Below are 2,137 nucleotides of genomic sequence, written 5' to 3'. Positions count from 1 at the left end.
TGCCGGGTCCGGGTCGCGCTCGGCGCCTGCGCGGCGCAGGTCGGTGTCCGCGCCGCCGGCCACCCGCCAGGCCGCCGCGACGAGCCCGACGACCGCGTCCGTGCCGACCGCCGCCATGAGATGGGCCAGAGCGCCCGCCCGGGCCACCGCGACGAGCAGCCCGACCGCCGCCTCCGGCTCGGCGTCCGCGGTCTCCGCAACGGCGCGGCAGAGCACGTCGTCGGCCACCGGGTCGCCCGCGGCGGGCCACAGCCCGAGCTGCCGCCACGCCCACACGCGGTCGCGCGACCCGCGCAGCAGGGCCGTGACCAGGTCGCGCCACGCGTGGGCGCGACTGGGGTAGCGCACCACGTCGGCTCCGCTCGCGGCGAGCGCGGCCGCGACAGCGCGGCCCACCGCGGCCGCCCAGCCGGCCACCAGCTCGTCGTCGCCCACGTCCCAGCGCATGCGGTGCACCGGCAGCGCGACGCGGCGCACGCAGACCTGCGTGCCGGTCGCGGATCCCAGGAGATCGGCGAGCGGGGCGTCGAGCGCGCCGCCCGCCAGCCGCCGCCCGAGCCGGGCCAGCCGGTCGCGCCCGGCGGCGCCGGGCTCCGCGTCGGGGTGCCAGGTCACCTCGATCCGGTCGATCACGGCGGTCGAGCTCATGCGTCGACCACCGCGCCTCGGCCGGCCCGCACGACCCCCGGGCGCACCCCGGCCCGGCCTCGCCCGACGACGGTGCCGCGCCCCAACCGGTCGCGGCCCACCCGGGCCGCGGTGAAGCCCGAGCCCGGCCCGACCACCGTGGAGATCCCGACGTGCAGGGTCATCCCCACCCGCATCCCCCGGCCCAGCGCGCAGACCTCGACCGAGGTGTGGGCCGGCCGGTGCAGGTCGAGCACGTCGTGCACGACGGCGAGCTCGTCGTCGTCCAGCTCCCGCGGCACCAGCACGGAGAACCGGTGGGCCTGGGCGGAGTACGGGGTGGCGCCAGCGGGGGTGGCGCCGCCGAGCCGCAGCCCGGTCCCGACGACGGCCGCGCCCCGTCCCGGCTCCCCGGCCGCCCCGCCGATCGCCCGCTGCGGCGTCCCGCGCAGCCGGAACGCCTCCAGTATCACCACGGGGGTCCCCAGATAGATCTCCAGCAGCCGGCTCAGTCCCGCGACGGTGCCGCGGCTGCGGAACTGGATGCCCGCCTCGGCCAGCACGGTCCGCCGGGCCGCCTCGGGCCAGCGGGAGTCGAGGACGAGGCCCACGAGCGACGCCAGCCAGGGCAGCGCCTCCACCGGGGCGCCGTGCGGGTCGAGCAGCAGGTCGCGGCGGGCCGCGCGGGACTCGAGGTCGCCCAGCTGGCCGTCGATGATCGCCAGGTAGCGGCGTAGGAACGACGCCGACGCGGCGTCGCGGCGGTAGGCGCGCGGCAGCCGCTCGAGCAGGTCGTGGGCCGGGAACTCGGCGCGCAGCGCGCGGACGCGGGGCGTGCCCGAGCCGGTGCCGGTCAGCCGCAGTCGCACCCAGAGGTGTCGGCCGGGCGGTGCGGTGACCGGCGCCTCGTAGACGGCGTAGCGGTCGCCGGGGGCGGCGATCACCCACGGCTGCTCGTTGCCGGTCTCGCGGCGGTGCAGCGGCCCGGTGCGGGCGAGCACCGGCCCCAGCGCTGCGGGAGGCGGACCGGGCGGAGCCTCGTCCGCGGTCGCGAATCCCACCTCCAGCGTCGTGCCCGGGGGCAGGCATGCCTCCACGAACACCCGGCCCCAGCGCTGCCCGACCACCCGGCTGTTCAGGTGGAACGTCTCGGCGACGCCGTCGGGCCGGAAGCGCGCGCGGGCGGGCACCGCGATCCGGAACCCGCCCGCGCTCCAGAACCCGATCCGGCCGTCCGGGGTGGCCACGATCCCGGTGCCGTCGTGGCCGCGGGCCCGCAGCGGTGCGCCCGGTACGGCCTTCCCGGTCTCGACGGTCCAGGTCAGCAGGTCGCCGCCGGCCGGCCCGGCGACGACCAGCCGGCCCGTGCCGTCGACGGCCGGTGCGAGCGCGCCGGGAACCCACAGGGGCCGGTCGAGCCGGGCGCCGCGCAGCGGCACCACCCAGGCGTCGGACCCGGCGCGCAGCTGCAGCCACACCGCCCTGCCGGTGGCGGTGAGCCGGGCCGGGC

At 79.4% G+C, this 2,137-nt stretch carries 1 protein-coding gene and 1 pseudogene; both read right to left on the bottom strand.

The features are described from left to right. Nucleotides 1–648, bottom strand: a pseudogene (locus KIK08_RS38760) (hypothetical protein); the annotation flags it as partial. Next, on the bottom strand, nucleotides 645–2,137 hold a 1,493-nt coding region (locus tag KIK08_RS38755), incomplete at its 5' end, for a phage tail protein (protein ID WP_214408287.1). The pseudogene KIK08_RS38760 and the gene KIK08_RS38755, both read right to left, overlap by 4 nt.

This window comes from Pseudonocardia lacus (assembly GCF_018531445.1).
Classification (GTDB): domain Bacteria; phylum Actinomycetota; class Actinomycetes; order Mycobacteriales; family Pseudonocardiaceae; genus Pseudonocardia; species Pseudonocardia lacus.
Note: the sequence above shows the minus strand (reverse complement) of the source record. Positions and strands in the feature narration are given on the sequence as shown.